The 24446-nt window shown below is 74.7% G+C and carries 20 protein-coding genes; 11 read left to right on the top strand and 9 right to left on the bottom strand.

What is annotated here, in order from left to right; genetic code table 11:
* The first annotated feature begins 241 nt into the window (after window positions 1-241).
* From ACWGSR_RS01945 to ACWGSR_RS01935, 3 genes are all read left to right on the top strand, one after another.
* Window positions 242-2713, top strand: a complete 2472-nt coding sequence (locus ACWGSR_RS01945) for a PP2C family protein-serine/threonine phosphatase (RefSeq protein ID WP_453562991.1) — start codon at window positions 242-244, stop codon at window positions 2711-2713.
* Between the two features lie 92 nt (window positions 2714-2805).
* The gene (locus ACWGSR_RS01940; RefSeq protein WP_376239914.1) at window positions 2806-3303 is read left to right on the top strand and encodes a DUF2975 domain-containing protein; all 498 of its coding nucleotides are present in this window, start codon (window positions 2806-2808) and stop codon (window positions 3301-3303) included.
* Window positions 3303-3566, top strand: a complete 264-nt coding sequence (locus ACWGSR_RS01935; RefSeq protein ID WP_376239916.1) for a helix-turn-helix domain-containing protein — start codon at window positions 3303-3305, stop codon at window positions 3564-3566. Before ACWGSR_RS01940 ends, ACWGSR_RS01935 begins: the two co-directional genes overlap by 1 nt.
* Window positions 3567-3615: 49 nt before the next feature.
* Here the strand turns inward: ACWGSR_RS01935 and ACWGSR_RS01930 are convergent, their stop codons facing one another.
* The 5 genes from ACWGSR_RS01930 to ACWGSR_RS01910 all read right to left on the bottom strand — a co-directional run bounded on the left by ACWGSR_RS01930 (window position 3616) and on the right by ACWGSR_RS01910 (window position 7213).
* Window positions 3616-4683: an iron-containing redox enzyme family protein gene (locus ACWGSR_RS01930; RefSeq protein ID WP_453562990.1), complete on the bottom strand. Its 1068-nt coding sequence runs from the start codon at window positions 4681-4683 to the stop codon at window positions 3616-3618.
* Complete coding sequence (locus tag ACWGSR_RS01925) at window positions 4680-4970, bottom strand: CDGSH iron-sulfur domain-containing protein (protein WP_376239922.1); 291 nt, start codon at window positions 4968-4970, stop codon at window positions 4680-4682. The genes ACWGSR_RS01930 and ACWGSR_RS01925 overlap by 4 nt, the downstream gene beginning before the upstream one ends.
* 98 nt (window positions 4971-5068) lie before the next feature.
* Window positions 5069-5788: a HemK2/MTQ2 family protein methyltransferase gene (locus tag ACWGSR_RS01920; protein WP_376239925.1), complete on the bottom strand. Its 720-nt coding sequence runs from the start codon at window positions 5786-5788 to the stop codon at window positions 5069-5071.
* A 108-nt stretch (window positions 5789-5896) separates the two neighbouring features.
* A complete protein-coding gene (locus ACWGSR_RS01915) occupies window positions 5897-6142 on the bottom strand; it encodes a DUF6479 family protein (RefSeq protein WP_376239929.1) in 246 nt (81 codons plus the stop codon).
* Between the two features lie 105 nt (window positions 6143-6247).
* Window positions 6248-7213: an LLM class F420-dependent oxidoreductase gene (locus ACWGSR_RS01910; RefSeq protein ID WP_376239932.1), complete on the bottom strand. Its 966-nt coding sequence runs from the start codon at window positions 7211-7213 to the stop codon at window positions 6248-6250.
* A gap of 349 nt (window positions 7214-7562) precedes the next feature.
* On the opposite strand from ACWGSR_RS01910, the gene ACWGSR_RS01905 reads away from it, so the two are divergent.
* The 5 genes from ACWGSR_RS01905 to ACWGSR_RS01885 all read left to right on the top strand — a co-directional run bounded on the left by ACWGSR_RS01905 (window position 7563) and on the right by ACWGSR_RS01885 (window position 11966).
* A complete protein-coding gene (locus ACWGSR_RS01905) occupies window positions 7563-8861 on the top strand; it encodes an ArsB/NhaD family transporter (RefSeq protein ID WP_376239934.1) in 1299 nt (432 codons plus the stop codon).
* 39 nt (window positions 8862-8900) lie between these two features.
* Window positions 8901-9227 (top strand): DUF3040 domain-containing protein, encoded by a 327-nt coding sequence (locus ACWGSR_RS01900; protein WP_376239937.1) that lies wholly within the window; start codon window positions 8901-8903, stop codon window positions 9225-9227.
* Between the two features lie 116 nt (window positions 9228-9343).
* Complete coding sequence (locus tag ACWGSR_RS01895) at window positions 9344-9433, top strand: putative leader peptide (protein WP_376328514.1); 90 nt, start codon at window positions 9344-9346, stop codon at window positions 9431-9433.
* A gap of 402 nt (window positions 9434-9835) precedes the next feature.
* Window positions 9836-11305 carry a hypothetical protein gene (locus tag ACWGSR_RS01890; RefSeq protein WP_453562987.1) on the top strand — a complete coding sequence of 490 codons (1470 nt, stop codon included), beginning with the start codon at window positions 9836-9838 and terminating at the stop codon, window positions 11303-11305.
* A gap of 217 nt (window positions 11306-11522) precedes the next feature.
* Window positions 11523-11966, top strand: a complete 444-nt coding sequence (locus tag ACWGSR_RS01885; protein WP_453562986.1) for a peptidoglycan-binding domain-containing protein — start codon at window positions 11523-11525, stop codon at window positions 11964-11966.
* Window positions 11967-12096: 130 nt separating this feature from the next.
* Here the strand turns inward: ACWGSR_RS01885 and ACWGSR_RS01880 are convergent, their stop codons facing one another.
* The 3 genes from ACWGSR_RS01880 to ACWGSR_RS01870 form a co-directional block, all read right to left on the bottom strand.
* Window positions 12097-12954 carry a helix-turn-helix domain-containing protein gene (locus ACWGSR_RS01880; RefSeq protein WP_453562984.1) on the bottom strand — a complete coding sequence of 286 codons (858 nt, stop codon included), beginning with the start codon at window positions 12952-12954 and terminating at the stop codon, window positions 12097-12099.
* On the bottom strand, window positions 12951-13766 hold the full coding sequence (locus ACWGSR_RS01875) for a peptidoglycan-binding protein (RefSeq protein WP_453562983.1): 816 nt from the start codon (window positions 13764-13766) through the stop codon (window positions 12951-12953). The genes ACWGSR_RS01880 and ACWGSR_RS01875 overlap by 4 nt, the downstream gene beginning before the upstream one ends.
* A gap of 130 nt (window positions 13767-13896) precedes the next feature.
* On the bottom strand, window positions 13897-18144 hold the full coding sequence (locus ACWGSR_RS01870; RefSeq protein WP_453563100.1) for a molybdopterin-dependent oxidoreductase: 4248 nt from the start codon (window positions 18142-18144) through the stop codon (window positions 13897-13899).
* Between the two features lie 208 nt (window positions 18145-18352).
* Here ACWGSR_RS01870 and ACWGSR_RS01865 point away from each other — a divergent pair, with 208 nt between their 5' ends.
* The gene (locus ACWGSR_RS01865; RefSeq protein WP_376239951.1) at window positions 18353-18751 is read left to right on the top strand and encodes a TOBE domain-containing protein; all 399 of its coding nucleotides are present in this window, start codon (window positions 18353-18355) and stop codon (window positions 18749-18751) included.
* Window positions 18752-18794: 43 nt separating this feature from the next.
* Here ACWGSR_RS01865 and ACWGSR_RS01860 read toward each other — a convergent pair whose 3' ends face one another.
* Entirely contained in the window at window positions 18795-20360 is a 1566-nt protein-coding gene (locus tag ACWGSR_RS01860; protein WP_453562981.1) for a PucR family transcriptional regulator, read from the bottom strand.
* Window positions 20361-20585: 225 nt separating this feature from the next.
* Here ACWGSR_RS01860 and ACWGSR_RS01855 point away from each other — a divergent pair, with 225 nt between their 5' ends.
* On the top strand, window positions 20586-21545 hold the full coding sequence (locus ACWGSR_RS01855; RefSeq protein WP_453562979.1) for an FAD binding domain-containing protein: 960 nt from the start codon (window positions 20586-20588) through the stop codon (window positions 21543-21545).
* A complete protein-coding gene (locus ACWGSR_RS01850; RefSeq protein WP_453562978.1) occupies window positions 21542-24355 on the top strand; it encodes a molybdopterin-dependent oxidoreductase in 2814 nt (937 codons plus the stop codon). The genes ACWGSR_RS01855 and ACWGSR_RS01850 overlap by 4 nt, the downstream gene beginning before the upstream one ends.
* Window positions 24356-24446: the final 91 nt, after the last annotated feature.

The raw sequence follows: 24446 nt of genomic DNA, 5'->3' as shown, positions 1-24446 counted from the left end.
CGCCGTTCGGGCTCTCGGCCGTGTCCCCGCCCCGGTCGCCGTTTCGTGTCGTCGTCCGTGGAATCGTTCGCGACCTTCCGGAAGGAACACGAAAAGCGGATGTGCCCGCACCCCCTCACCCTTCGATCGGGACTTAGCTGAGCCTAACCTAAGTTGAGCTTCCTTGGGGCCCGCCCGGCGCGGTCCACCGATGGGCCGGTCCTGTCGAGCGGCCCGGACGGGCCCGGCGTAGGGTCCGGATATGGGAGAGCCGGCGGACGCGGACGCCGATGACGTCTTCGGCGCGGGACGGTTGGAGGCCGTCCTCGCCGACGTGATGCGCGACACCGGGGCCTCGGTCGGTCTGATGTACCTCCGGGTCCCGGGCGAGGACATGCTGCGCCTGGCCCTGGTGTCGGGCGTCTCCCAGGAGATCGCGGCCCCCTGGGTCCGCATCCCGGTCGACGCCCCGATCCCGGTGGTCGACGCCATGCGCGACCGCGAACTCGTGTGGCTGGGAGGTCGGCAGGAGATCGCCCGCCGCTACCCGCGCGTGGGCATCGTGCTGCCGTACGACTTCCTCCTCGCCGCCGCCCCGATCGCCGACGACGACGCCGTGCGGGGCGGGACCGTCCTGCTGTGGCCGGTCTGGCACCCGCCCCACCTCGACGAGCACGAGCGAGCGGCGCTCGACGACTTCGGCCGCCGGGCGGCCCGCCTGCTGCGCCGGGCGGCCGAGCGGGAACCGGCGTCCTACCCCTCCGAACCGCGCGTCGTGCACCCGGACCGGCCCCCGGAGGCCGACCCCGTCCTGTCCCGGTCCGCCCTCCGCTTCGCCGAACGGCTGCCCGTCGGCTGCTGCGCCATGGACCTCGACGGACGCCTCACCTTCCTCAACACCGCCGCCGCGGAGCTGCTCCAGGCGGGCGCGGCGGCGCTGCTCGGCAAGCGCCCGTGGGAGGCGCTGCTCTGGCTGAACGACCCCGTCTTCGAGGACCGCTACCGCGCGGCGGTGGTCAGCCGCCAGCCGACGTCCTTCACCGTCGCGCGGCGTCCGGCGACGCGGCTGCTGTTCGAGCTGTATCCGGACGGCACCGGCATCAGCGTCCACATCACCCGGGTGGCGGGACCCGCCACGACGGGCGACGAGGAAGAGGAGGAAGGGGAGGGGAGAGGAAGGGCGGCCGGGACGGGCGCGACGGCTCCGCACGGGACCCCGGCCCCGCACGGGACCCCGGCCCCGCCCGGGACCCCGGCCCCGCCCGGGACCCCGGCCCCGCACGAGACGCCGGCCCCGCACGAGACGCCGGCCCCGCACGGGACCCCGGCCCCGCCCGGGACGCCGGTCCCGTCCGGCATCTCCACCACGCCCGGCATCTCCACCGCACACGGCATCTCCACCGCACACGGCATCTCCGCCACGCACGGCATCTCCGCCACGCACGGGACCTCGGCCTCGCCCGGGGTCTTCGAGGCGTCCGTCCCCTCCGGGGGGCCGGCCCCGACCTCCCGGCACGCCGAGCCCGTGGGCGCCGGAGCCGTGTACCACCTCATGCACATGGCGGCGACCCTGGCGGAGGCGGCCGGCGTCCACGACGTCGTCGAGCTCGTCGCCGACCAGATCGTGCCCGCCTTCGGCCCGCAGGGCCTCGTCCTGATGAGCGCGGACGAGGGACGGCTGCGCATCATCGGCCACCGCGGCTACCGCCAGGAGTTCGTGGACCGGTACGACGGCACGCCCCTGACGGCCGAGGTCGCCGACGCCCAGGTCCTCGCCACCGGCGTCCCCGTCTTCTTCACCAGCCCCGAGGACCTGTACCGCGCCCATCCCCACGCCCCGCGCTACGAGGACCGCTCCGCCTGGGCGTTCCTGCCGCTGATCGCCTCGGGCCGCCCGGTGGGCTCCCTGATCCTCTCCTACGCCCGGCCGCGTTCCTTCCCGGCGGCCGAGCGGGCCCTGCTCACCTCCCTGGCGGGCCTCATCGCCCAGGCGCTCGCCCGGGCCCGGCTCTACGACGCCAAGCACTCCCTCGCCCACAGCCTCCAGACCAGCCTGCTCCCGCACGGCCTGCTCCCGCTCCCGGGCGTCGGGGTCGCCGCCCGCTATCTGCCGGCGGGTCACGGCATGGACGTCGGCGGCGACTTCTACGACCTCATTCGCGCCGCGCCCGACACCGTCATCGCCGTCATCGGCGACGTCCAGGGGCACGATCCGAACGCCGCCGCCCTCATGGGGCAGGTGCGCACCGCCGTCCACGCGCACGCGACGGCCGGCGCGTCGCCGGGTGACATCCTGGCCCGGACCAACCGGCTCCTGAACGACCTGGACCCGGACCGCTTCACCAGCTGTCTGATCGTCGAACTCGACCTGGCCCGCCACCGCCTGCGGCTCGCCACGGCGGGGCATCCGCCGCCGCTCCTGCGCGCGCCCGACGGCCGGACCCGGCTCCTGGAGGTCCCGCCGGGCCTCCTCCTCGGGATCGCCCCGGACGTCGAGTACGCCACGGCGGAGGTGCCCTGGGAGGCCGGTTCCGTCCTCGCCCTCTACACCGACGGGCTCGTCGAGGCGCCCGGCGTCGACATCGGCACGGCCACGGCGGAGCTGTCCGGCCGCCTCGCGCGGTCCCGGCCCGGGGACCTGGACGCGCTCGCGGACGGCCTGATCCGGCACGTGAAGAACCCCGCGCACCGCACCGACGACGTCGCCCTCCTGCTCCTCCGCCGCGAGCCCTGACCCACGCCCCCTCCGCCCTCACGGCACCCCCGTCTTGCCGTACCTATCGACTATCGATAGCTTATTATCGGTTTTCGATCGAAGGGGATGTCATGGGGAAGCTGACGGTGTTCGCCCTGCGGGCCGTGCTCGCGGGACTGCTCGCGGGTTCGGTCTTCGTGGAGACGGTGATGGTGCCGCTCCTGGCCGCCGACCTGGACGGGCTCAGGCCGGAGTACGCCCACCTCCGCACACCGGTGCTCGTGCTCGTCGTCCTGGGCGCGCTGACCGCGCAGACCGTACTGGTCTGCGTGTGGCGGCTCGTGACGATGGTGCGGCGCGGCACGGTGTTCTCGCACGGCGCCTTCCGTTACGTGGACGTCGTCACCGGTGCCTTCGCCACGGGCGCCGCCCTGGTGTTCGCGTTCGCCGTCCTCCTGGCGCCCGGCGAGGCCGCCGCCCCGGGCGTGGTGCTCCTGATCTGCGGGGCGAGCCTGGCGGTCCTGGGCGTGGCCCTGATCGTGCTCGTGCTGCGGATGCTCCTCGCCCAGGCCGTCGAGCGCGAGGCCGAGGCGAAGCGGATGCGGGCCGAGCTCGCCGAGGTGATCTGATGCCGATCGTCGTGGACGTCGACGTGATGCTGGCCCGGCGCAAGATGTCCGTGGGCGAACTCGCGGAACGCGTGGGCATCACCCCGGCCAACCTCGCCGTGCTGAAGAACGGACGGGCCAAGGCGGTGCGCTTCACCACCCTCGGCGCCCTCTGCGAGGTCCTCGACTGCCAGCCGGGCGACCTGCTCCGCTGGGAGCCGGAGCCCGGCGCGGGAGGGAGCACGGCGGCGGACGCCGTGGCGGCGGTGGGGGAGCACGGCTGAGGGAGGGCGGGACCCGGCCCGCGGGCCGGGCCCCGCCGGGCGGACGGCGCTACCTCCCGGACACGATCCGGTCGCGGTCGTCGGAGTCCTCGCGGCCTTCAGGGGCGAGCGGGGTCCGGAGCGCGCTCCGGCCCTCCGTCCAGGAGTTCAGCACGCGAGCGCCGAGCCGGTCCTCCAGGAAGCCGGTCGCCGCGATGCCGAAAGCCACGTCGGGCGCGAGGTCCGGCTCGTCCTCCAGGAGGCCGCCCACGGCCTCCCGGCGCACGAGCTGTTCGTGGACGGCGTCGGCCTCCACGTGCTCGTCGTAGTAGCGCTCCGCCGCCGGACCCGCGCCCGTCCGCCGCATCGCCTCGACGAGCCGGGCGGCGGCCGGCGGCGAGGTCACCTCGACGACGGCGAAGTGCCCCACCAGCGCGCCGCGCAGCCGCCGGTGCAGGGCGAGGAAGGTCGACAGGTTCACGGCCGCCAGCGTCTCGGCCCCCACCGCGTCCACGTACCGCCCGTACGCGGGGTCGAGCCCCAGGTCCACCATGAGGTCGGCGTAGAGCCGCTCGTGCATCCGGTCGGCGCGCCCGCAGCCGAACTCGTCGTACTCGATCGCCACCATCGCCGCCTTGGCGCGGCCGCGCAGCCGGGGGATCACCCAGAGGTACGGGTCGGCCTCCCGGAGCTGCGACACGGAGCGGAGCGCCGCGTACTCCCGCACCTGCCACCGCTCTCCCCGCGAGGCGAGGAACGCGGAGACGCCGGTGGGCTCGGCGGGCTCCACGAGCAGGGCGCCCAGCTCCTCGTCCACGTCCCCGCGGTGCCGGCGGTCGTGGCGCAGCGCGCTCTCGAAGCGGTGCTCCAGGAGGGCGCGGGTCCTGAGCAGGTGAGGGTCCCATTCGAGGGTCTCGGGAACCCCGTCGTACCCCCGGTAGTGCAGGGCGTAGCAGAGGTGCAGGGCGAGCTGGAGGTCCTCGCCGTACGGATCGCAGCGCGCGACCTCGGGGCCGTCGGGCAGCGCCCCGGGGTCGCCGAGCAGCCGTCGCCGGACCGCCCGCGACACCTCGCCGCGGGCCTCGGGGACCCCGGGCGCGCCGGAGGCGGTGCGCACGGTCTGCGGGGCGGCGGTCATGAGGTGGGGTCCTCCGGGGAGTCGGCCGCCGGGCGGGGGCGCCGCTGCCGGTGACGGTGGCTGGTGTCGCAGAACGGGGCCCGGCGGCTCCGCCGGCACGTGCACAGGGCGACCACGGGCCGCTCGCAGTGCCGCACCGATCCGTCGGGCATGACGACGTCCACCGGCCCCTCGACGAGCATCGGCCCGTCGTCCAGGGGCCGGACCAGGGTCGGCGCGCTCCGCGCGGGGCCTTCCGTCCGCACCGGGGGCACGGCCCCGGGCCGTACGTCCGGGGAAGGGGACATCACACACCACCCATCGGCTGTCTCGTTTCCTCTGCTGCGCGGCTGCCCCGCCGGGCCGCGCCCATGCGCGGGCGGTGCGGCGGGGGAGGGGCCGGGGATCACGCGCGGGACGCGCGGATGACGACCAGGTCCTCCGCGCGCGTCCCGGGCGGGACGAGCCCCCGGGCGGCGAACCAGTCCTCGCGGGAGGACATCACCGGGCCGAAGGGCTGGACGCGACGGTCGGCCACCCGGGCGCGCAGCCCGGCCCGGCGCAGACCGTCCAGGGTGGCGGTGACGCCGGAGAGCGACGACTGCACGACGAGCAGGGTTCCGGTGGAGGTGAGCAGACGGGGCACCCGGGCGCAGACCCGGTCGAGCAGGAGGCGTCCGTCCGTCCCCGCGTCCCAGGCCCTCCGGGGGCCGCGCACGGGCAGCGCGGGGTCCTCACAGGGCACGTACGGCGGGTTCACGGTGATCAGGTCGAAGCGCTCGTGCGCCACCGGGGCCTCCAGGTCGCCCCGGAACAGCCGCACCCGGCAGCGGTGCCGCAGCGCGTTGAGGCGGGCCGTGGTGACGGCCGCGCGCGAGATGTCCACGGCGGTCGCCCGCGTGCCCCGCAGGGCGGAGGCGACCGCGACGACACCGGTCCCGGTGCATAGGTCGAGCGACCGCGCGCCGTGCCGGAACTCCTCGCGCGCCAGGTTCGCGAGCAGCAGCGTGGTGTCCCCCTGGGGTGCGTACACCCCCGGGAGCCGGTATACGCGCGGCGTGTCCGCCCGCCCGTTCCCGGGCGGCGCGGCGAGGTCCCCGCCGAGGGGAGGGGTCACCTGGGTCACAGCGATCGGCCTTTCGCCCGGGACGGGGCGCCGGGCACCGGCGGCACGCGGTCCGCCGGCGCGGACGCCTCCTCGGAGTTCCGTATCGGGATCCTCATGGCCCGTGCCTCAGCGGCCCTGCTCCCGCTCGGACTCCTCCGGCGGCTGCCAGGAGTCCCGCCGGGCCTCCGCCGCCGGGGGCTGTACCACGCCCGGGGCCTGCCTCCGCCGGGCCACCCGCCGGGAGCCCCACCAGAACGCGCCGAGCAGCAGGGCCGCCACCACCACGCCGACCACGATCAGCAGGAGCGAGGAAGAACCTCTCGCGGCCAGGAGGGAAGACGGTGCGGCGGCGGAGAGAGAGGTGAGAAGCATGATCGCCCTTCCTGTCGGAGACGGGGCAGTTCGGTTCGGAACGGCGGATACCCTCGCGGAGAAGATCCATTCGCTCACGGTCGGTGCCCCGCCTCCGTCCCGTCCTCAGAGCTCGCGCAGGGCCGGCAGCAGCTCCTTCTCCGCCCAGCGCAGGAACGGCTCCTGGTGCCCGCCGCCGATCTGGACGAGGGCCAGCTCGGTGAACCCGGCCTCGGCGTACGGGCGGGCGGCCTCCACGAACGCGTCGACGTCGTCGCCGCACGGGATGCTCTCCGCCACGTCCTCGGGCCGCACGGTCTCGGTGGCCTGGGCGAACCCGGAGGGCAGCGGAAGCTCGGAGTTGACGCCCCAGCCGCCCAGCGACCAGCGGAACTGGTCGTGCGCGCGCGCCACCGCCGCGTCCCGGTCGGGGTCGTAGCAGACCGGCACCTGGCCGACGCGCGGCTTGCCCGCGCCGCCGTGCTCGTCGAAGGCGTCGAGCAGCTCTCCCTTCGGCTCCGTGGCGATCACCAGGTCCGCCCGGTGCCCGGCGACCTTGCAGGAGTGCGGGCCCGACACGGCGATCCCGATGGGCGGGGGAGTGTCGGGGACGTCCCACAGCTTGGCGTTCTCGACCTGGAAGTGGGTCCCGCGGTGGGTCACGTACTCGCCGGAGAACAGGTCGCGGATGATCCCGGCGGCCTCGTCCAGCATCTCCAGGCGGACGCCCGCCGAGGGCCAGCCCTCGCCGACGACGTGCTCGTTCAGGATCTCGCCCGAGCCGAGGCCGAGCCGGAACCGGCCCTCCGACAGCAACTGCACGGTCGCCGCCTTCTGCGCCACGATCGCCGGGTGGTAGCGGAAGGTCGGACAGGTCACGTACGTCATCAGCGGGATGCGGGAGGTGGCCTGCGCCGCCGCACCCAGGACGCTCCACGCGTACGGGGCGTGGCCCTGCGAGTCCAGCCACGGGAAGGAGTGGTCCGAGATCACGGAGAAGTCGAATCCGACGCGCTCCGCCTCGACCACGTGCCCCACCAGCTCACGGGGTCCGGCCTGCTCGGTCATCATCGTGTAGCCGATCTGCATCATGCCGGGCGACTTGCCGCGAACACGCCCCTTGAAACGGGCATGCCGGACACTTCTGGCGACGGCGGCCGGAACCGCGTGCGACGGGCGGAAATGGGTGCCGGCCCCGATGTGGACGGACGGTGCCCCGGGGGATGGTGGGGTGGAGGATCGCCCGGCGACCCGGTCGCCGCGTCGGTGCGCGGGGCGGGGCGCACGGAGTGCGGGTCCGGCCGGTGGCGCCGGCCTTCCGGGCCATGGCACGAACGGAGTCCGCGCCCATGACACCTCCCCCCTGCAGACCACGGAGCCCCCGCACCGCTCCGGAGACCCCGCCCGAACCCGGCCGCCGTCCCCACCCGGCGGGTCCGCCGTGAGCGTGACCACGTGGGCGACCGTCGCGGTGTTCGCGGCCGTCTACGTACTGATCGCCACGGAATGGGTCCACCGGGTCGCCGCGGCCCTCGGCGGCGCGGTCGCGATGCTGCTCATCGGGGCGACCGGCCCGGAGGACGCCTTCTTCTCCGAGCACACGGGCATCGACTGGAACGTCCTCTTCCTGCTCCTCGGCATGATGCTGATCGTCTCCGTCCTCAAACGCACCGGCGTGTTCGAGTTCGTCGCCATCTGGGCCGCGAAACGCTCACGGGGGCGCCCGTACCGCCTCATGGTGCTCCTGATCCTCACCACCGCCGTCCTGTCGGCGTGGCTGGACAACGTCACCACCGTCCTCCTGATCGCCCCGGTCACGATCGCGGTCTGCGGCAAGCTCGGGCTCCCCGTCGTGCCGTACCTGATCGCCGAGGTCATGGCCTGCAACATCGGGGGCGCCGCCACCCTGATCGGCGACCCGCCCAACATCATGATCGGCTCGCGGGCCGGCCTCTCCTTCAACGACTTCCTGCTCCACATGGCACCCATCACCACCTTCCTGATCCTGGTGTTCGCGGTGATGGCCCGCTGGATGTTCCGGAGCTCCTTCTCGTACGACCCGGAACGGGCCGAACGGGTCATGGCGATGAACGAACGGGAGGCGATCACCGACAAGCGGCTCCTCGTAGTCAGCGGCGTCGTCATCGGCCTGGTGATGGTCTGCTTCGTCCTGCACACCGCCCTGCACCTGGAACCTTCCGTCGTGGCCGTCAGCGGAGGACTGATCCTGCTCGCCGTCTCCCGGCTGAAGCCCGAGAAGGTGGTGGCGGACGTGGAGTGGCAGACGCTGGCGTTCTTCGCCGGGCTCTTCGTCATGGTCGGCGCCATGGTGCGGACCGGGGTCATCACCGACATCGGGGAGGCGGCGGCCCGGGCCACCGAGGGGAAGCTGTTCGGCACCTCGATGGCCCTGCTCTTCGGCTCGGTGGTGCCCTCCGCCGTCATCGACAACATCCCGTTCGTCGCCTCGGTCAGCCCGGTCGTCTCCCAGATCGTCGAGTCCTCCGGCGGGACCGAACGGGCCGGCGTGCTCTGGTGGTCCTTCGCCCTGGGCGCGGACCTCGCCGGCAACGCCACGATCATCGCCTCCTCCGCCAACGTCGTCACCGTCGGCATCGCCGAACGCGCGGGCCACCCCATCTCCTTCTGGCAGTTCAGCAGGTACGGCCTGGTCGTCACCGCCGTCACCACCGCCATCGCGGGCCTGTACGTCTGGCTGCGCTACTTCGTCCTGGCCTGACCGACGCCCCGCCGGGCCACCGAGAGGAGTGAGGACACCATGGGCGACTCCGACGAGGAGAGGATCGCCGACCTGAAGGCCGACCTGGAGGCCGTCCTGTGGCGCGACGACCCCCGCCTCGCCCGCGGCCTGCGCGAAGGCCGCCCCCGGCGCCCCCGCGAGCACCGGCGCGGCCGGGCCTGGCTGGCCATGACCCTCGCCCTCGCCGCCGTCGTCGTCGGAGGGCTCGTCCCGCACGGCCTGCTCCTGGCGGCGGGCCTCGTCATGGCGGCCCTGGCGGTGAACCTCTTCGACCCCGTGGAGCGGAGGCCCGGGCGACACCGGCACCGGCGCGGACCCGGACGGGGTTTCGGCGGCCGGTGGTGACACCGAGGTGAAACCCCGTGCGCGGGACGGGCGTTGGAGCCGACCGCCCCGCCGTCCCACTCCGTGGAACGGCGGCCGGTGCGCCTTGACCCCGCCGACGGGCACCTGGTTCGATCATGTGCATGAAGAGCAGCCGGACGACCCTCACGCGACGACGCCACGTCGACCTCGCGCGTACGTCCGGCGCCCTCTGTAGCGGGCGCTGACCCCGGCCGCGGTCCTGCGCGACCGCGGACGCCGACCGTAGCCGCCGCCCTCGGGACACCCGCTCGGCCGTCGCCGTCGTCGTCGTGGGATGCCCGTCCCGGCCGCCGCCCGTCGCCCCCGGCCCGCCTCCGTCCGCCGGAGCCGGGCCCCGGCCGCGTAACGCCCGGCCGGCCCCACAGGACTCATCAGCCTCGCTGATCCCCTCAGCCCCATCGGTCTCACCAGTCCCACCAGCCCCATCGGTCTCCTGCCCTCCCGGCGATCCCGGGAGCGCCGACCGGGGGCCCGCCCACCCGTGCCCGCCGCCCCGCCCGTACGCACCACTCCGCCCGTACGGGCCTCCCCCGCGCCCGCGTACGCACCCGCCCCGCACCCCCTCCCGGAAGGATCCCGTCCCCGCCATGCCCGTCCCGTCCGCGCGCCCCCGTACCCGCCGCAGGCCCCTGGTCGCCGCGCTGTTCTCCGCCCTCGCCCTCGCGGCCACCGCCGTCCCCGCCGGAGCCGCGCCCACGGCCGACTTCGCCCCCGTACCGCCGCACAACCCGTACGCGGGCCCCGACGGTACCGCCACCATGCACGGGGACACCGGCTCCTCGGACACCACCCCGCTGGCGGGCCCCGGCGCGGGCTCCCTCGCGTCGAAGCGGGTGGCCCTCGCCTCCGCCTGCCCCACCGTCCTCGTCGGCTCCGACGGCCACCCGGTCGTCCTGTGCACCCCGATCTTCGGCCAGGTCCCGACCGTCCACCTCCTCGACCCGGCCGACGGCTCCTCCCTCACGACCCTCCAGCTCACCAAGGGCTCGCTCCTCGGCGGCGTCTACGCCTACCTGGACGACGAGGACCGGCTCGTCGTCGTGGACGGCAGCCGCAGCCTCCTGCGCGTCGCCCACCGCAAGGACGCCTCGGGGAAGTGGCACCTCTCCGTCGACCGGAGCCTCTCCCTCGCCTCCGCCGTCCCCGCCGACGACGCGGTCACCGGCCTCTCGCCGGACTGGCAGGGGCGCGTCTGGTTCGCCACCGGCAACGGCGTGGTCGGCCTCGCCGACGACCGGACCGGACGGGTCACCACCCTGCGCCTGCCCGCCGGCGAGCGCGTCGCCAACAGCATCTCCACCGCCCCCGAGGGCACCGCCGTCACCAGCACCCACGCCACCTACCTGCTCACCGCGGACGCCGACGGCACCCCGACGATCGCCTGGCGGCAGGCGTACGACCGGGGCCGGGCCCGCAAGCCCGGCCTGCTGAGCTGGGGCAGCGGCTCCACCCCGACCTTCCTCGGCCCGAAGACCGGCACCGACTACGTCGCGATCGTCGACAACGCCGACACCACCGTCCGCCTCAAGGTGTACCGCACGGCCGGTGGCGCGGAGGTCTGCTCGATCCCCGTCCTCCAGGCCGCCGGCGGCCCCGGCAGCGAGAACTCGCCGATCGGCGCGGGCGACAGCGTCTTCGTCGCCGGCACCTACGGCTACCCGTACCCGGCGCTTCCCGACGGCGCGGGCCCGTCCGTCCCCTCCTCGGCCGACTTCGCCGGCGGCCTGACCCGGGTGGACATCCGCCCCGACGGCACCGGCTGCGCCACGGTCTGGGACAACACCCTGCGCTCGGCGGCCGTCCCGAAGCTGTCCACCGCCACGAACACCCTGCACACCGTCCTGCGCGACCCGCTCATCCCCGGCACCAAGGGGACGGGCGTCCTCGACCCGTACCGCTACGTCCAGATCGACCCGGAGACCGGCCGCGTCACCCGCTCCAAGCAGGTCGGCATCGGATCCCTGTACGACACGCTCCAGATGGCCGGCACCGTCGCCCCGGACGGCGCCTACCTCCAGGGCACGGTGACCGGCGTCCTGCGCATCACCGCCGGCTAGCCCCGGCCCGGCGAACGGGCCGGCCCCTCGCGGGCCCGGCCCGTCACGGGCGTCCCACCGTCCCGCCACCGCGCACCGCGTCCCCGCAGGTCCGCGCGTGGGACGTCCCACACCCGCGTCACTTCTCCGGCGGCCGTGGCGGCCCCTCCCTCCCGCCCCGCAGTGTTGCTCCCGAACCGGCCGACCCGGTCGGATCCACGAGGGAGAGGGAACCAGCATGCGCACCATGACCAAAACGTTCGTAGGCGTCGCCACCGCCGTCGCCATCGCCGGCGGAAGCGTGGCGGCCGCGGGTACCAGCTTCGCCGCGACCGGTCAGGTCTCCGGGACGGTCGCGGGCGCCGAGTCCGTCTCCGTGTTCGCGGTGAACAACCTGGGCCTCAACTCGACGCAGGCCAAGAAGGTCCAGCGCGACCTGAGGGACTACTGGGGCTACAACGGCGCCATCGACGGCCAGCTCGGCACCGAGAGCTGGAAGGCGATGCAGCGCTTCCTGAGGGCCTACTGGGGCTACACCGGGGACATCGACGGCATCGTCGGGGACGGCACCATCAAGGCGCTCCAGCGCTGGCTGAAGTCCAACTGGGGCTACACCGGTGCCATCGACGGCGATGCCGGGGACGGCACCAAGGCCGCCTTCAGGCGGTACGCCAACTCCTGACCGGCCCCCGGCCGCGCCCCGGGCGGATCAGCCGCTGATCCGCTCCCGGCCGGCTCGTGAACGGCCACGGACCACCGTACGCACCGGAGCGGGCCGCGCCCCTCCGGTGCGTACCCGCGTCCCGGCCGGCTCAGCCCTCGAAGCACTCGGAGTCGCCGCCCGGCCGCTCCAGGCAGAACGCGACGCCTCCGCCGCCGTCACCGGCGGACATCGGTGTCGACAGGTACCGGCCGTCCACGCTGTGCCCCTCGGCGACGACCTGCTGGGTCCGCCCGGCCGGCAGCGTCAGCCGCACCCGTTCCCCCGCCTCCAGGCCGGTGGCCCGGACCCACACGGCGTGGCAGAGCTCGGCGTGCCGCAGCTCCAGCCGCCGCCCGTCGGAGGTGGTGCGGGTGGCGAGCGTGGTGATCATCCCGGATCCGCCGCAGCCCATCTCCGTGGGGCTCCGGCCCTCGCACGTGCTGCCCCGGCAGCCCGGATTGCGCACCGGGGACTCCGTCACGGCACCCGCCCGCCCCCCGGCCCCGGCGCCGACCAGGGAGGAGGCGCTCAGGCCGCCCGCCGCGACCACGGCGACCGCGACGGCCACCGACCACCGGCGGACACCGGCGCGGGAAGGGCCCCGTGGCCACCGGCGGCCACGGGCGGCGCCCTCCGGCGTGTCCGCCACCGGTGCGACGGGCGCGTGCGACGCGGCCGGGCCGGCCCGTACGGCCGCCGGCCCGGAGGCGGCCCCGGCCCTTGCCCGGCCGCTCCACTCGGCGTCCGCCAGCTCCCAGAGCGCCAGCATCCGCCCGCCCGGCTCGCCCGTCAGCGCGCACAACGCCTCGACGGCCTGACGGGGCGCGGGCTTCCGGCCGTTGAGGTACCGCTCCCACGACGACTTGCTGTAGGGGGTACGGGCCGCGAGCGCGGCCAGGCTCAGCCCGGACCGCCTCCTGACCTCCCTGAGGTCCTCCGCCAGCTGCTCGCCCGCGGAGGCGCTCACCGGCGCAGCTCCCCCCAGGTGTCGGGACCGACGATGCCGTCGGCGACCAGACGGCGGCTCCGCTGGAAGTCCTTGACCGCCTTCTTGGTCCGCTCGTCGTAGAGTCCGTCGAAGGCTCCGGGGCCGAACCCCTTCGCGTGCAGCAGGCACTGGGCCTCCACCACGTCGAAGCCCGTGCTGTTGATGTCGAGCAGCATCTCGCGGGTGTCGCTGTGCCCCGCCCGCAGCCCGCCGTCCCCGCGCCGCGCCTCGCAGGGGTAGGACTGACCGCGCAGGTACCCGCTCCCGGCCACCGCGGCCTTCGCCCCCGCCTCGTCCCCGTCGTCCCAGGCACCGGCCGTCAGCAGTCCGGCGCCGAAGGACACGGCGGCGACGAGGACCGCCGCGAGCAGCAGCCGGGCCGGTGAGGGGGCACGCGCCGGCGCGGACGGCCTCTCCGCCCCGCTCTCCCCGGTCCGCCCGGGCTCCTCGGCCCCTTCGCTCCCCTCCGCCTCCGCCGGCGCGGGTTCCGCGCCGGCGGGCGGTTCGCCCGCCCGGCCGGGCGCCTTGGCGCGGGCCCGTTCGACGACCTCGTACAGCACGATGAGTCGGGTGGGCTCCGTCCCGCATTCCCGGGCCAGTTCCTCGACCGCCCGGCGCGGCACGGGCTTCTTCCCGTTCAGGTACCGCTCCCACGAGGAGCGGCTGTAGCTGGTCCGGCCCGCCAGGGCGGCGAGGCTGAGACCGCTGTGGTCCTTCAGTCTGCGTAACCAGGCGAGCAGTTGGCGTTCGCTGCCCTCGAGGTCCGCCGGCAGTTCCTTCCATCGCGGCATGAAGATCCCCCCGGTGCTTCCTGTCGATGCCCCCGATTCTCCGGCACCGGGGCGGTACGGAAGGGTTTTCGGGGATTCCGGCCACGGCTTGGCGCAACGGTGCCGGTCCGGTCCGTCCCGCCGCCCGGGGTCAGTACACGTCGCGGACGTACCGCCGGTCCGCGGCCATCCGCTCGACGTAGGCGGCCGCCTCCTCGGCGCCCATCCCGCCGTGCCGGGCGACGAGTTCGCGCAGGGTCCGGTCGACGTCCTTGGCCATGCGGGCGGCGTCGCCGCAGACGTAGAAGTGCGCGCCGTCCCGCAGCCAGGACCAGAGGACGGAGCCGTGCTCGCGCATGCGGTCCTGGACGTAGACCTTGTTGCGCCGGTCGCGGGAGAAGGCGGTGTCGAGCCGGTGCAGATGGCCGGAGGCGAGCCGTTCCTCCAGCTCCTCGCGGTAGTAGAAGTCGGTGGCCTCGCGCTGCTCGCCGAAGAACAGCCAGTTGCGGCCGGTGTGGCCCCGGGCCCGGCGCTCCTCCAGGAAGCCGACGAAGGGGGCCACGCCCGTCCCGGGGCCGACCATGATCATGGGCGTGGCGGGGTCGGCGGGCGGCCGGAAGTGCGGGGAGCGCTGCACGAAGACCTGGACGGGGCCGTCGTCGGCGTGGTCGGCGAGGTAGGCGGAGCACACGCCCGTGCGGTCCCGGCCGCGGTCGTTGGTGTAGCGCACGACGGAGACGGTGAGCCGGACCTCGCCCGGGTGGGCCAGCGGGCTGGAGGATATCGAGTACAGGCGCGGCTGGAGGCGCTTGAGGACCCCGGTCCACTCGGCGGCGGAGGCGCGGACGGGGAAGCCGCCGATCACGTCGGCCATCTGGAGGCCCCACCCCCACTTCGCCAGCTCGTCCTTGTTGCCGGGGCGCAGCAGCCGCCTGAGGTCGTGGCTCCCGGAGCGCTCGGCCACGAACCTCAGCAGGTCCGGGGTGACGCGCGTGACGTCGAGGCGGGTCCGCAGGGCCTCGGCCAGCGGGAGGGGCCCGGCGCCGCCCGCGTCGACCGGCTCGTCCGGGTCGAGCCCCGTGAGCGCCAGCCACTCGGCGACCGGACCGGTGCCGTTCACCGGCCACACCCCGAGCGCGTCGCCCGCCTCGTACGCGAGCTCGCCGCCCCGGGTGTCGAAGGCGAACCGCCGCACCTCCTTCTGGGAACCGGGCAGGCTCAGCAGCCGGTTGCCGACGAGGAGCGTGGCGAACGGGGAGGCCTTCGTGTACTCCGGGGGCCGCGCCGCCCCGGAGTCCGCGACCCGCCCGGCGGGGACGGGCCCACGGGCCGGGGAGGGAGACGGCACCGGGGCCGGGGCCGACCCGGGGGCCGGGGCGGCGAGCAGCGGCAGGAGCGCCGCGAGCCAGGCCCCGGAGCCCTCCTCGTGGTCGGGTTCGCAGTCGGTACGGGGGTGGAGGCGGGTGGCGCCGAGTGCGGCGAGGCGCTCGTCGACGCGCCGGCCGTGGCCGCAGAAGTCGGCGTAGCCGGAGTCGCCGAAGGCCAGGACGGCGAAGCGGACGCCGTCGAGGCGCGGGGCGTCGGGGGCGGCCAGCGCCTGCCAGAAGGCCGTTCCGTTGTCCGGGGCGTCGCCGTCCCCGAACGTACTGGTCACCACCAGCAGGTCCGCGTCGGGGCCGATCTCCCCGGGGTCCGCGCCCTCCATCGGGAGGAGGGCCGGGGAGTGCCCGGCCTCGGCGAGCCGGCCGGCGGCGGTGGCGGCGAACTCCTCGGCCGTGCCGGTCTGGGAGGCCCACAGGACCAGCAGACGGCGCGCGGGGACGGCCCGCTGCCCGTCCTGCGCCGGGCCGCCGGACGGGTCCGGAGCCGGTGCGGCCGCCGGTGCGGCGGCGCGCGAGAACGCCCCGGCGAGCACCCCGTCGACCCAGAGCCCGCGTTCCGGCGCGAAGGGCGCGGACGCCGGGAGGACCGGCACGCGGCCGTCGGCGGACGCTCCGGCGGGCCCGGAGAGCCCGGGGGGTCCGGCGAGTCCGGCGAGGAAGCCCGCGAGGTAGTGGCGCTCCGGCTCGGTGAACGGGGGAGGGGCGAGGTCCGCGACGCCGAACAGGGCGGCGAGCGCGGGCACGGCCCCTCCGTCCGGCTCCCGTCCCGCCTCCGGAGCCCGTCCCGCCGCCTGTGCCCGCTCCTCCTCCGGGCGGGCGACGGGTACGGGCACGGGGGCGGCCGTCTTCGCGAGGGTCACCGCGCACACCTTGAACTCGGGCTGGAAGGAGACCGGATCGACGGCGTCGTTGGTGACGGCGTTGATGCCGAGGTACTCGCCGAACAGGTCGTTCCAGTGGAACGGGGCGAAGCAGTTCCCGGGCAGGACCCGGTCGGTGACCACGGCGGGCAGGACGGCGCGCCCGCGCCGCGAGGCGATCTCCACGCCGTCGCCCTCGGCGATGCCGAGCGCCGCCGCGTCCTCGGGATGGATCTCGACGAAGGGACCGGGGTTCAGCTTCGCGAGCTTGGCGACCTTGCCGGTCTTGGTCAGCGTGTGCCACTGGTGCTGGAGGCGCCCGGTGTTCAGGACGAACGGGTAGGAGTCGTCGGGCAGTTCCGCCGCCGGCAGGTGCGGGCGCGCGAAGAACCGGGCGCGCCCGCTCGCCGTCGGGAAGGCCAGCCGGGGCCGGGTGCCGTCCTCGCGCTCCAGGAGCGTCTGGCTGACGCCGTCGTTCACGTACCGGACCGGGTTGCGGTCGGGGCCGTCGAGGGTCGCGGCCGGCCACTGGACGGGGGTGGCGCGCAGCCTCTCGTACGTCACGCCGCGCAGGTCCCAGCCGGTCTGCGGGTTCCACGCCCGCTTGAGCTCCTCGAACACCTCCTCGGCGGAGGCGTACGTGAAGCCCTCGGCGAAGCCCATCGCGCAGGCGACCCGGGCGATGAGCAGCCAGTCGGGCAGGGCCTGCCCGGGCGGGTCGACGACCCCCTGGACGAGGGTGAGGTTCCGCTCGGAGTTGACCATGACGCCGTCGGACTCCGCCCACAGCGTGGCCGGCAGCACCACGTCCGCGTACGCGTTGGTCTCGGTCTCGGCGAACACGTCCTGGGTGACGACGAGTTCGGCGGCCTCCAGGGCGTCGATGACGGTCCTGCGGTTGGCGACCGAGGCGACCGGATTGGTGCAGATGATCCAGCAGGCCTTGATGTCCCCGGCCGCCATCCGCTCGAACATGTCGACCGTGCCGCGCCCCGCCTCGGCCCGCAGCGTCCCCTCGGGGACGTTCCACAGCTCCTCGACGAAGGCGCGGTCGGCGTCGACGAGCACCGACCGCTGGCCGGGCAGCCCCGGCCCCATGTAGCCCATCTCCCGGCCGCCCATGGCGTTGGGCTGGCCGGTGAGCGAGAAGGGGCCGGCGCCCGGACGGCAGATCGCGCCGGTCGCGAGGTGCAGGTTGACGAGCGCGTTGGTGTTCCAGGTGCCGTGCGTGGACTGGTTGAGCCCCATGGTCCAGCAGCTCGTCCACGCCCCGGCCTCGCCGATCCACCGCGCGGCCTCCCGGATGTCCGCCTCGGGGAGGCCGGTGATCCCGGCGACCTTCGCGGGCGGGTGGTCGGCGAGCAGGGCGGGCATCTCCTCCCAGCCCTCCGTGAACTCCGCGACGAACTCCTCGTCGACGTGCCCGTTCTCGACGAGGAGGTGCAGCAGCCCGTTGAGCAGGGCGAGGTCGGTGCCCGGCCGGATCGGCAGGAAGAGGTCCGCCTTGTCGGCGGTGGCGTTGCGCCGGGGGTCGACGACGATCAGCTTCGCCCCGGCCGACTTCACCCGGTCCATCATCCGCAGGAAGAGGATCGGGTGGCAGTCCGCCATGTTGGAGCCGATCACGAGGAAGACGTCCGCGTGGTCGAGGTCCCGGTACGAGCCGGGCGGCCCGTCCGCGCCGAGCGACAGCTTGTAGCCGGAACCGGCCGACGCCATGCACAGCCGGGAGTTCGACTCGATCTGGTGGGTGCGGACGAAGCCCTTGGCCAGCTTGTTCGCCAGGTACTGCGCCTCCAGCGACATCTGCCCGGAGACGTAGAAGGACAGCGCGTCGGGCCCGTGCTCGTCCAGGATCGCGCGCAGCCGCCCCGCGACCGCCTCGACGGCGGCGTCCACGTCCGTCTCGACCGGCTCGCCGCCGCGCTCCGCCCGGACCAGCGCCTTCCCGATCCGGCCCGGTGCCGCCGTCATGTCGGCGCTCGTGGCCCCCTTCGTGCACAGCCGTCCGGAGTTGGCCGGGTGCGCCTTGTCGCCGGACGCCTTCACGACCCTCCGCAGCCCGGTCGCCGGGTCGCGCGCGACGTCGAGGACGATGCCGCAGCCGACCCCGCAGTACGAGCAGACCGTTCGCGAAGTCCCGCCCTCCGGCTCCATCGGCACCCCTCGTCGTCGTCCTCCCGGGTGGGAGGTCTCCCACCCCCACGACCGTAGGAAGCCCCGGTTTCCGGACGATCACGCCCCCCGGGCACGGGACGTTACACCGGACGCACGACGGGAGGCGGGGCGCCGTGAGCACCCGTCGCCACCCGGTGGACGACGCGGGCGCGGGCGTGATCCGTCCGACACCCCCTAGAGTGCGGGGATGCCGTCGTACAGCATGGGGCAGGCCGCGCGGCTGCTCGGAGTGAGTTCGGAGACCGTTCGCCGGTGGGCGGACGGGGGCAGGCCGGCCGTGGAGCGCGACGGGGCCGGCCGGCGGGTGATCGAGGGCGCGGCCCTGGCCGCCTTCGCCCGGGAACGGGGGGCCGGGCTGCACGCCGTCCCGGAGGACGACGTGTCGACCTCGGTGCGGAACTCCTTCGTGGGGATCGTGACCGGGGTGCGGGTCGACGACGTGGCCGCGCAGGTGGAGGTGCAGTCGGGTCCGCACCGGCTGGTGTCCCTCGTGACCCGCGAGGCCGTCGAGGAGCTGGGCCTTGAGGTCGGGGTCACGGTCACCGCCCGGGTGAAGTCGACCAACGTCCACGTCGACCTGCGCTGAACCGCCACGGCCCGTTCCCGCCGGGCCCGGGTCCGGGACCGGTTCAGCGGCAGAGGAGGGCGGCGCGCAGGTCCACCCGGTCGTCGAGGCGGGACAGGTCCCGGCCGGTGAGGGACTCGATGCGCTCGACGCGGTAGTGGACCGTGTTGACGTGGATGTGCAGCGCCTCGGCGGTCCTCGTCCAGGAGCAGTCGTGCGCGAGGAAGGCCTCCAGGGTCTCCAGGAGCATGGTCCCCGACCCCCGCCCGGCGCCGATCAGGGGACCGAGGACCGTCGTGCGGTAGACGTCCCGCACGTCGGCGGGGACGCCGGCGAGGAGCAGGGCCAGCCCGTCGAGGTCGCGGAGCCCGGCGACGCACGGGGCCGACGAGGGCGGCGACGGCGCGGCGGGAGTCGCCGCCAGGGCGTAACGGGCCTGCGCCAGCGCGGTGTTCAGCTCCGTGGGGGTAGTGGCGGGCAGGCTCAGGCCGACCCGCCAGGTGCTCTCCGGCCGGCAGGCCCGGATCAGCGGCCACACCTCGCGCAGCCGCGCCGCCGTGTCGTCCGCCGTGCCGCCCGTCGCACCGTCCGCCGCGTCCCCCTCGTGGGCGAGGACGGCCGTCGCCTCGTCGCCGGCGCCCGGAGCGACGGCGAACGCGACGGACGGCAGGTGGCCGAGCGCCTCGGTGAGCGCGGCGACCCCGTCGGCACCGCCGTTCCCGTCCGGTTCCAGGGCCGCGACGACCACCGTGTACGCGGCCCGGTCCGCCAGGCCGCAGGAGGCCAGCGCGCTCCGCAGGCGCTCGGTGTCGGCGCGCGCGGCGCCGATCGCCTCCACCAGCCGGGCGGCGGCGGGGCCGCGCGCCGCCCGGTGCCGGTCCCGGCGGCGCCGGTGCCGGCCGAGGAGCTCGGACATCTCCTGGAGGACCCTCGGAGGCACCCGCCCCTCCTCCGGCAGGTGCAGGTGCCAGGTGTCGAAGTCCGTGCCCTCCGCCTCGACGCGCAGCGTCGTGCCCCGCCCGTCGCGCAGGACCTCCGCGGCCTCCCGGGCCGGAAGCTCCGCCGTACCGCCGGTGCGGGCCACGGTCCGGCCGCTGGCGGTGAGCAGGTGGCAGGCGGGCGTGCCGAGGTGGGCGAAGGCCCGGTCGAGCAGCTCGCCGGTCGTCGCACCGCCCTCCAGGGCACGGTCGAGGTCCAGGCGGACGTTCTCCGGCAGGGCGTGATGGCCGGTGGGGTACCGGTTGAGCTCGCCCCACTGGCGCAGGTAGACGGCCTCGGTGACGGCCCGGAAGCTGGTGTGCGGGGGCACGGCGACGAGGGCGACGCGGTGCCTCCGGCACGCGTCGACCAGCTCGCGCGGCACGTGCCCGTGGGTCTCCTCACCGGCGAGCAGCGCCACGGCACCCGACCGGCGCAGGGCCGACACGAAGCGGTCGGTCCTGGCCGGCGCGCCGTCCCGGCTCCACCACACGAGCCCGCTCAGCACGACCTCGCCCGGCTGGAGGAAGCGCTCCGGGTCCTCCAGGTCGGTCGCGGTCACCCCGGAGATCTCCTGGCCGAGCAGCGCCTCGTCGCCCCAGACGAGGGAGAGGTCCAGCCGGTCGAGCCGGAGGAGGTGGTCGACGTGCATACGAGGCTCCTTGCGCGGTCGCGGGACGGGCCCGCGCTCACATTCACGAGGCGAATGCGAGTCGCTGCATCGTAGATGCACGGCTCCGGGCGGAGAACAGTTCCTGGTGGATCATCCAGGGCGGAGGTCCGGGAGACGGACGATTTCCGGGTTCCCGTCCAGTCGTGCCCCGCCTCGTCCCCGGGCTTCACTGGCCTGAAGACATCGGTCGGAAGGCGGGGCGGAATGGATCTGAACACGATCACGGACGTGAGGGACGCGCGTCTGCGCGAGCCCTGGCGCCCCGGGGACGCGTGGCTGGGCGGCGGAACCTATCTGCTCTCCGAGCCGCAGCCGCACCTGCGCCGCCTCGTCGACCTGGGCCGGATGGGCTGGGAGCCGCTCACGCGCCACCGGGACGGCTCGCTGGAGATCGCGGCGACCTGCACGATCACCCAGCTCTCCCGCTTCGGACGGCGCCTCCTCGACGCTCCCGCCGCCCCGCTCTTCGAGCAGTGCTGCCGGGCCTTCCTCGCCTCGTTCAAGATCTGGAACATGGCCACCGTCGGCGGGAACCTGTGCAACGGCCTCCCGGCCGGGCCGATGATCTCGCTCACCGCCGCCCTCGACGGAAGCTGCCTCCTCCAGGCGCAGGACGGCTCCACGCGCGAGGTGAAGGTGGCCGAATTCATCAGGGGCGCGGGCGTCAAGGACCTCGCGGAGGGCGAACTGCTGCGCTCGGTGACGCTGCCCGCGCGGGCCCTCGCCTGCCGCACCGCCTTCCGGCAGGCGTCCCTGTACGGGCTCGGCCGGTCCGGGGCCCTGGTGATCGGGACGCTCGACCCGGTGGACGGCTCGCTGGCGGTCACGGTGACCGCGGCCACCACCCGCCCGTTCCGGTTCTGGTTCCCGCTGCCGCCCACCGCCGGACGGCTCCGTGCGGCGATCGACTCCGCGGTGGCCCCCGGGGAGTGGTTCGACGACATCCACGGACTGCCCGAGTGGCGGCGGCACATGGGCCTGCGCCTCGCCGAGGAGGTCCGCCGCGAACTGACCGCACCCGGCGGCCCCGGTGAGGCCCGCCGCGAACCGACCCTCTCCGGCGGCTCCGGTGAGGCCTACCGCGAACCGACCGTCCCCGGCGGCCCCGGTGAGGCCCGCCGCGAACCGACCGCCCCCGACACCCGCGAGGAAGGCACCCGATGAGCTTCGAACTCCACGTCAACGGGCGCCCGTTCGACACCGAGCCGCGCGCCGGCCAGTGCCTGCGCACCTACCTCCGCGAGCGCGGCTGGTTCGGGGTGAAGAAGGGCTGCGACGCCGGGGACTGCGGCGCCTGCACCGTCCACGTCGACGGCGAACCGGTCCACAGCTGCCTGTACCCGGCGGTACGGGCGGAGGGCCGCGCCGTCACGACCGTCGAGGGACTCGCCTCCCCGGACGGCGAACTCCACCCCGTACAGCGGAGGTTCCTCGACGCGCAGGGCTACCAGTGCGGCTTCTGCACCGCCGGGTTCCTCATGACCACCGCCGCCCTGGAGGCCGAGCGGGGCGCCCCGCACGACGACGGCAAGCTCGACGACCTGCCCCGCGCCTTCAAGGGCAACATCTGCCGCTGCACGGGCTACCGGGCGATCGAGGACGCCGTACGGGGCGTGAAGCACGTCGAACGCCCGTGCGCGGGCAAGGCGGTGGGCCGCAACGTCGGCGCCCCCGCCGGCCCCCAGGTCGTCACCGGCACCGCCCGCTACACCTTCGACGTCGAGGTCCCGGGCCTGCTGCACATGAAGCTGCTGCGCTCCCCGCACCCGCACGCCCGGATCGTCGCGATCGACACCGCCGCCGCGCTGCGCGTCCCCGGCGTGGTCGCCGTCCTCACCCACGAGGACGCGCCCGGGACGCTCTACTCCTCCGCCCGCCACGAGCACCCCACCGAGGACCCCGACGACACCCGCGTCCTGGACGACGTCGTCCGGTACGTCGGCCAGCGGGTCGCCGCCGTCGTCGCCGACAGCGAGGGGGCCGCCGAGGAGGGCTGCCGCCGGATCGAGGTCACGTACGAGGAACTGCCGCACGTGACCGACCCGGAGGAGGCCATGCGCCCCGGCGCCCCCGTCCTCCACGCGGGCAAGGGGCCGAAGGAGCGCATCGCCCGGGTCGGGAACAACGTCGCGGGCGAGGTCCACGGCGAGATCGGCTCCGTCGAGGACGGCTTCGCGGAGGCGGACGTCGTGTACGAGGAGACCTTCCGCACCCAGCGGGTCCAGCACGCCAGCCTGGAGACCCACGGCTGCGTCGCGTACTTCGAGCCGAAGGAGGACGGCACGGGCGAACGCCTCACCGTCCGCTCCTCCACCCAGACCCCGTTCCTGACCCGGCGGGCCCTGTGCGCGCTGTACGGCCTGCCGGAGGACGAGGTGCGGGTGGTCGCGGGCCGGGTCGGCGGCGGCTTCGGCGGCAAGCAGGAGATGCTCACCGAGGACGTCGTCACCCTCGCCGCACTGAAGCTGCGCCGGCCGGTCAAGCTGGAGTACACCCGGGCCGAGCAGTTCCACGGCGCGACCACCCGCCACCCGTTCACCGTCCGCATCAAGGTCGGGGCCCGGAAGGACGGCACCCTCACGGCCGTACGGATGCGGGTGGTGTCGAACACGGGCGCCTACGGCAACCACGGCCCGGCCGTCATGTTCCACAGCGTCGGCGAGTCCTTCGCCGTCTACCGCGCCCCGCACAAGAAGGTCGACGCCTACTCCGTCTACACCAACGTCGTCCCGGCGGGCGCCTTCCGCGGCTACGGCCTCGGCCAGGTCACCTTCGCCGTCGAGTCGGTGATGGACGAGCTCGCCCGCCGCCTCGGCATGGACCCGCTCGCCTTCCGGGAGAAGAACGTCATCGGCCCGGGGGAGGGCATGCACAGCCCGATCGGCGAGGAGGAGGACCTCCACATCGCCTCGTACGGACTCGACCAGTGCCTCTCCGTCGTGCGGAACGCCCTCGCCGGGGACCGCAGCGCCGAGGACGCCCCCGAGGGCTGGCTCGTCGGGCAGGGCACGGGCATGGCGATGATCGCCACCGGCCCGCCCGGCGGCCACTACGCCGACGCCCGCGTCTCGCTCCTGGAGGACGGGACGTACGACATCGCGGTCGGCACGGCCGAGTTCGGCAACGGCACCACCACCGTCCACAAGCAGATCACCGCCGGCGCCCTCAACACCACCGAGGACCGGCTCACGGTCCGCCAGTCCGACACCGACGTCGTGCGCCACGACACCGGCGCCTTCGGCTCCGCCGGCACCGTCGTCGCGGGCAAGGCCGTCCTGCTCGCCGCGACCTCGCTCGCCGAACGCCTCCGCACCCTCGCCGCCCGGCACACCGGAACGGCCCGGCACCTGTGCGTGCTCGGCGCCGAGTCCGTCGACTGCGCGGGCCGTACGGTGACCCTGAAGGAGCTGTACGAGGCGGGGCACGCGCGCGGCGCCGCGGAGGAGCTGGCGGCGGACGGGCACTGGGGCGGCTCGCCGCGCTCGGTCGCCTTCAACGCCCAGTGGTTCCGGATCGCCGTCGACCCCGGCTCCGGGGAGGTCCGCATCCTGCGCAGCGTCCACGCGGCCGACGCCGGCAAGGTCATGAACCCGATGCAGTGCCGGGGCCAGGTCGAGGGCGGGGTCGCCCAGGCCCTCGGCGCCACCCTCTTCGAGACCGTGCGCGTCGACGGGCGCGGCGAGGTCATTACGGCCGCGTTCCGCCGCTACCGGCTTCCCCAGTACGCCGACGTGCCCCGCACCGAGGTCCACTTCACGGAGACGAACGACGCCATCGGCCCCCTCGGCGCCAAGTCGATGAGCGAGAGCCCCTTCAACCCGGTCGCCCCCGCCTTCGCCAACGCCCTGCGGGACGCCACGGGCATCCGCTTCACCGAACTGCCGGTGACCCGCGACCGCGTCTGGCTCGCCCTCGACCGGCAGGCCCGGGGCGTCGGCCGAAAGGCCGGGCAACGGCGAGGCGAAGACTCGTAGAAAGCCCACAAATGCAGCCCCGTACACCTTGTTTCCATGGCAATCACGATTCCTCGCTCCACCGGTCGGGTATCACTGCGCGCAGCCGCCG

The organism is Streptomyces sp. NPDC055632 (assembly GCF_053618675.1).
Note: the sequence above shows the minus strand (reverse complement) of the source record. Positions and strands in the feature narration are given on the sequence as shown.